The organism is Pseudacidovorax intermedius (assembly GCF_001476815.1).
Classification (GTDB): Bacteria; Pseudomonadota; Gammaproteobacteria; order Burkholderiales; family Burkholderiaceae_C; genus Xenophilus; species Xenophilus intermedius_A.
This window is the reverse complement of the sequence record NZ_LDSL01000164.1, coordinates 1-5,815: the sequence shown is the minus strand read 5'-3', so window position 1 is coordinate 5,815 and position 5,815 is coordinate 1. Positions and strand designations below refer to the sequence as shown.

Here is a 5,815-nt window from a genome sequence, read left to right as displayed (position 1 = left end):
CTCCCCAACCCTCTCCCGCGAGGGGAAAGGGAGCAAGACTTCTCCCCCCAGCAGTCTCCCAAGCGGCGAAACGGGGCAAGCCCTCGCCCCGTGTGGGCCGGCATTTGTCCCGCCGCCGGCAGGCCGCGCCCCGCCTGCGCACAATCGCCCGCCATGGAGACACTCACCCGCCGCCAATGGGCGTTGCTCATTCCCCTGACCATCGCCTGGGGCATCAACTGGCCGATCATGAAGCTGGGGGTGAGCGACCTGCCGCCGCTGGCCTTCCGCGCACTGTCGCTGTGGCTGGGCGTGCCGGTGCTGATCGCGGTGCTGCTGGTCATGCGCCTGCCCTTCCGCGTGCCGCGCCGCCACTGGCCCGAGCTGCTGTGGCTGTCGGCCACCAACATGTTCGTCTGGCATGTGTGCATCATCATTGCGCTGCGCCACCTGTCGGGCGGGCGCGCGGCCATTCTGGGCTACACCATGCCGGTGTTCTCGGCCATCCTGGGGGCGCTGCTCTTCAACACCCGCCTGTCGGCGCGCGCCTGGATGGGCGTGGCGGCCGCAGCGCTGGGCGTGGCCTTCCTGCTGTGGCACGAGTTCACCGGCCTGGCCGGCAGCCCCGGCTTCGTGGCGCTGGCGCTGGTGGCCGCTGCCACCTGGGCGCTGGGCACGCAGCTGCTGCGCCGCACGCAGCTGCCGGTGCCCACGCTGACGCTGTCGTTCTGGATGACCACGCTCACCGCCATCGTGATGGGCGCGCTCTCGGCGCTGGCGGAGCGGGCCGACTGGCACATGCCGGGCCCGGCGGCCTGGGGCGCCATCGTCTACAACGCCGTGGTGATCTTCGGCTTCGCGCACGTCGCCTGGTTCGTGCTGGCGCGTGGGCTGCCGCCGGTGGCCTCGACGATCAGCGTGATGATGATCCCGGTGCTGGGTGTGCTCAGCAGCGCGCTGTGGCTGGGCGAGGCCATCTACTGGCAGGACTGGCTGGCGATGGCGCTGCTGATGGTGGCCATCGCGGCGGTGCTGCTGCCGGCGCGCACCAAAGGCTGAGGGCCGCCGGGCGGCGGTGTTCGGCAGGCAGCGCGGCGGGGCCATGACCTGCGAGGTCATCGACCGCATGCCCGCCGCGGCGCACAGTGAGGCCATTCCCACCACCCAGGAGCCTCGCCATGAACACCGCCTCGACCTTCAACATCCTGCCGCTGGCCGTCGCGCTGCTGATCGGGATGAGCGCCGTGGGCTCGTGCATCGGCATTGCGCTGCTCGGCAGCAAGCTGATCGAGGGCTCGGCCCGGCAGCCGGACCTGATGCAGGCGCTGCAGTCCAGGTTCTTCCTGGCCGCTGGCGTCACCGACGGCGCCTTCATCATCGCCACCGGCATCGGCCTGTGGTTCGCGACGGCCAGCCCCTTCTGACGGGGCTGCGCAGCGCGCTCAGTCCGCGGCGCGCAGCGTGTCCGACGGCGACTCGCCGAAGCGCGCCCGGTAGGCCTGCGCAAAGCGGCTCAGGTGCGCGAAGCCGCAGTCCAGCGCCACGGCGGCGACGGTGATGCCGTCTTCGCCCGCGCGCAGGCGCTGTCGGGCACGCGCCAGACGCAGGTCGCGCAGGGTCTGCATGGGGCTTTCGTCGCGCACGCGGTGAAATGCGTCGAGCAGCGTGCGCACCGACACGCCCGCGGCGGCGGCAATGTCGGCCAGGCGCAGCGCTTCGTCGGCATGGGCTTCCATGTGGGCAATCGCGCGGCGTACGCAGGCGGCCTGACTGGCGCCCGCGCCGGCGGGCCGCGCGGCGATGCGCAACGGCACGTCGTCGGTCCAGGGCTGGCCGGCCAGCAGCAGGTGCACCAGCAGGCGCTCCATCTCGACCGCGACGATGGGACTGGCCTGCACGGCCTGCATCAGGGCCTCGGAACTCAGCAGCAGGTGCAACTGGGCGCGCCAGGCCTGCAGGGCGGGGCGCTGCAGGTCCAGCGCACTGTCGAAGCGCAACGGCCGGCCGGTGTGCGATTCCAGCATGCGGCGGTCCAGCCGCAGCACGAACTGCTCGCAGTCGGGCGACAGGTCGGCCACGAAGCGGCTGCCGGGCGCGCACACCATGCCGTGGCGGCCATCGGCCTGAAGCATGCGATCGTCTGCCAGCACCTCGGCATGGCCCTGCAGGCAGAACATGAGCAGGTGGTAGTCCTCCACGTGGGAGACGTCCACCCGCGTGGTCTCGCCGAAGCGGATGGTGCCCAGGCCGATGCCGCCCACGCGCACGAAGTCCATGTGCGAGCGCCCGCCCCGCGGACGCTCCAGCGCCTGCAGCCGGTGCGGCTGCATCACGCGCGAGATGCGCTCGCGCGCATCGTCCAGGTCCGAGGACTCGAACAGGCGGTGCGCGCGCAGCAGCCCCGGCGCGAAGGCCGTGCCGGTGGCGGGAAGGGCGTCGAAGGAGGAGGCGGCAGCTGGACGCATGAGGGTCTGGCGGGGCTTCCGAGCAGGGCATGACGCAGCGCAAGAAGCGCGCCAGGCGTCTGTGGCAGCCGCCAGCGCCGATCGGGGGGCGCAAGTCCTGCGCGATCCGGACATCCGCGGCCCCGATCCCGCGCGAATCGGATAGCCGCCGCGGCGCCGGCCTTCGACCATGCGGCCCATGACGCCCTGCAACCGCCGGGCCCGCACACGGAAGGAGTTCTTGCCATGAATCAACCGGTCGATCCTGGTGCGCTGCAGGCCGCTGCCGCCGAGCAGCAGCAGCGCGTGGTGCACTTTCCGCAGGCCGACGGCTCGCGCGTGCCCTACGCCGTGTTCAGCTCGCAGGACGTGTTCGAGCGCGAGCAGGAGCGCATCTACCGCGGCCCCACCTGGAGCTTCGTCGCGCTGGAGGCGGAGATTCCCAACCCCGGCGACTACAAGAGCACCTTCGTCGGCGACACGCCGGTGGTGGTCACCCGCGCGCCCGACGGCGAGCTGGCCTGCTGGGTCAACCGCTGCGCCCACCGCGGCGCCATGGTCTGCCGCAATGCGCGCGGCAATGCCAAGGTGCACACCTGCGTCTACCACCAGTGGGGCTTCAGCGCCAAGGGCGACCTGCAGGGCATTCCCTTCAAGCGCGGGCGCGACGGCGCGCCCGGCATGCCGCCGGACTTCGACAACAAGGCGCACGGCCTGCGCAAGCTGCGCGTGGACAGCTACAAGGGCCTGGTCTTCGCCAGCTTCAGCGACGAGGCGCCGACCCTGGCCGACTACATCGGCGAGCAGATGCGGCCCTGGGTCGACCGCGTGATGCACAAGAAGGTGGTGTATCTCGGCTGCACCCGCCAGTACGCCCGCAGCAACTGGAAGCTCTACTACGAGAACGTCAAGGACCCGTACCACGCGAGCCTGCTGCACCTGTTCCACACCACCTTCAACATCTTCCGCGTGGGCATGAAGGCGCGCTCGATGGCCGACAAGGCGCACGGCCTGCACAGCATCATCACCGCCACCAACATCGAGCAAGAGGGCGACACCGCCACGGCCTACAAGCAGCAGGCCATCCGCTCGATGGACGACGGCTTCCACCTGGAGGATGCGTCGGTGCTGGGCTTCATCTCGGAGTACGAGGAAGACTGCACCAACCACATCCAGACCATCTTTCCGCAGCTGGTGCTGCAGCAGATCCACAACACGCTGGTGGCGCGGCAGGTGCTGCCCAAGGCGCCGGGCGAGTTCGAGCTGGTCTTCCACTTCTTCGGCTACGAGGACGACACGCCCGAGCTGCGCGCGCTGCGCATCAAGCAGGCCAACCTGGTGGGGCCCGCCGGCTTCATCTCGATGGAGGACACCGAGGCCACCGAGCTGGTGCAACGCGGCACCGCACGCGATGCCGATGCCACCTCGGTGCTGGACCTGGGCCGCACCGACCCGAACCGGGAGGACACCATGATCACGGAGAACCTGATCCGGAAGTTCTGGACCGGCTACCAGAAGCTGATGGGCTATTGAGATGAGCACCGTGATGGAAGCCCCCCAGACCACCGCCGCTGCGGCCACGCCCGACGTCGACATCGCCCTCTGGTTCCAGATCCACCAGCTGAACGAGCGCTACTGCGCCCTGCTGGACAACGACCGGCTGGAGGACTGGACGGCCCTCTTCATCGAGGACTGCCTGTACGAGATCGTGCCCAAGGAGAACGCCGACATGGGACTGCCCATCGGCCTCGTGCACTGCACCAGCGCCGGCATGCTGCGCGACCGCGTGGTGGCGCTGCGCCACGCCAACATCTACGAGTCGCACAGCTACCGCCACATGACCAGCGGCCTCGCGATCACGCCGGTGGATGCGCAGACGGTGACGGCCGAGTCCTCCTACGTGGTGGTGCAGACGCGCACCAACGGCGAGTCCTTCATCTTCCAGGCCGGGCGCTACCTGGACCGCCTGGTGCGCACGCCGGCGGGCTGGCGCTTTGCGCAGCGGCGCGTGGTGTACGACACCTCGCGCGTGCTCACGCTGCTGGCCACACCCATCTGAGCCGCGCGCTGCCGTCGGGCCCGGCGCCCGATGGCATGCCGATTGCTGACCGCCGTCCATCCCATTCACACGCATCCCCCGGAGAGGAAGCCCATGACCCCCGTTCGCACCCGGCCGCTGCTGGCCGCCGCTCTGGCCCTGGCCTTCGCCGCGCCCACCCTCGCCGCCGATCCCATCAAGGTGGGCCTGGCGCTGGACATCTCCGGCCCCTTCGCGGCCGGCGGTGCCGAGACGCGCGACGCCATCAACCTGGCGATCAGGCTGCTCGACAACAAGCTGGGCGGCTACCCGGCCGAGTTCATCCAGGCCGACACGGCAGGCAGCCCGGACCAGGCCAAGCAGATCGTCGACCGCTTCATCCAGCAGAACAAGATCGACTTCTTCACCGGGCCCGTGCCGTCCAACGTGGCCCTGGCCGTCGGCCCGGCGCTGTTCGCGGCCAAGGTGCCGTTCATCACCGCCAACCCCGGGCCCAGCCAGTACGCGGGCGCGCAGTGCAATCCCTACTTCTTCGGCCAGAGCTACCAGAACGACACCTGGGACGAGGCCGCCGGCCAGTGGGCCAGCGACCAGGGTTTGAAGAGCGCTTTCATCCTCGCGCCCAACTACCCGGCGGGCCGCGACCACCTCACCGGCTTCAAGCGCACCTACAAGGGCAACGTGGTGGCCGAGGTGTACGGCAAGGTGGGCCAGCTGGACTATGCGGCCGAGCTGGCGCAGATCCGCGCTGCCAAGCCCGAGGCGGTGTTCTTCTTCCTGCCCGGCGCCATGGGCATCAACTTCATCAAGCAGTTCGTGGCCTCGGGCCTGTCGAAGGACGTGCGGCTGGTGACCAACCCCGCCTCCGCCGACGAGGACACCATCGCCGCCGTGGGCGAACCCATGCTGGGCCTGTTCTCCACCTCGCAGTGGTCGCACGACCTGCCCAATGCGGCCAACCAGAAGTTCGTGGGCGAGTTCCGCAAGGCCTACAAGCGCTACCCCACCTTCTATGCCGCGCAGGCCTACGACGCCATCCTGGCCATGGACGCCGCGGCCCGCGACGTGAAGGGCGACGTGAAGAACAAGGAGGCCGTGCTCAAGGCCCTGAAGGCCGCCAACTTCCAGTCGATCCGCGGACCCTTCAAGTACGGCAACAACAACTTCCCGATCCAGGACTATTACCTGCGCGTGATCGGCAAGGATGCCGAAGGGAAGATCACCAACAAGACGCTGTCGACGCCGCTGAAGGGCTACCGCGACGCCTACTGGCAGCAATGCAAGATGAAGTGAGCCGCCCCATGCGAGTACACGGCCTTGGCCCCTCTCCCCTAGCGGGAGAGGGGTTGGGGAG

At 69.5% G+C, this 5,815-nt stretch carries 6 protein-coding genes; 5 read left to right on the top strand and 1 reads right to left on the bottom strand.

Translation table 11 applies throughout. The annotated features are described in order from the left end of the window. Window positions 1-153 precede the first annotated feature (153 nt). Window positions 154-1,038 carry a DMT family transporter gene (locus tag NS331_RS21955; protein WP_058644068.1) on the top strand — a complete coding sequence of 295 codons (885 nt, stop codon included), beginning with the start codon at window positions 154-156 and terminating at the stop codon, window positions 1,036-1,038. Between the two features lie 119 nt (window positions 1,039-1,157). After that, the gene (gene atpE, locus NS331_RS21950; RefSeq protein WP_058644067.1) at window positions 1,158-1,403 is read left to right on the top strand and encodes a F0F1 ATP synthase subunit C; all 246 of its coding nucleotides are present in this window, start codon (window positions 1,158-1,160) and stop codon (window positions 1,401-1,403) included. 18 nt (window positions 1,404-1,421) lie between these two features. Here the strand turns inward: atpE and andR are convergent, their stop codons facing one another. Then, window positions 1,422-2,444, bottom strand: coding sequence for an anthranilate 1,2-dioxygenase regulatory protein AndR (gene andR, locus NS331_RS21945; RefSeq protein WP_058644066.1), 1,023 nt, complete (start codon window positions 2,442-2,444; stop codon window positions 1,422-1,424). Between the two features lie 225 nt (window positions 2,445-2,669). Here andR and andAc point away from each other — a divergent pair, with 225 nt between their 5' ends. The 3 genes from andAc to NS331_RS21930 all read left to right on the top strand — a co-directional run bounded on the left by andAc (window position 2,670) and on the right by NS331_RS21930 (window position 5,754). Next, the gene (gene andAc / locus NS331_RS21940) at window positions 2,670-3,956 is read left to right on the top strand and encodes an anthranilate 1,2-dioxygenase large subunit AndAc (protein ID WP_058644065.1); all 1,287 of its coding nucleotides are present in this window, start codon (window positions 2,670-2,672) and stop codon (window positions 3,954-3,956) included. Between the two features lie 13 nt (window positions 3,957-3,969). Beyond that, a complete protein-coding gene (andAd, locus tag NS331_RS21935) occupies window positions 3,970-4,482 on the top strand; it encodes an anthranilate 1,2-dioxygenase small subunit AndAd (RefSeq protein ID WP_058644069.1) in 513 nt (170 codons plus the stop codon). A 93-nt stretch (window positions 4,483-4,575) separates the two neighbouring features. Continuing rightward, complete coding sequence (locus tag NS331_RS21930) at window positions 4,576-5,754, top strand: ABC transporter substrate-binding protein (protein WP_058644064.1); 1,179 nt, start codon at window positions 4,576-4,578, stop codon at window positions 5,752-5,754. Window positions 5,755-5,815 lie beyond the last annotated feature (61 nt).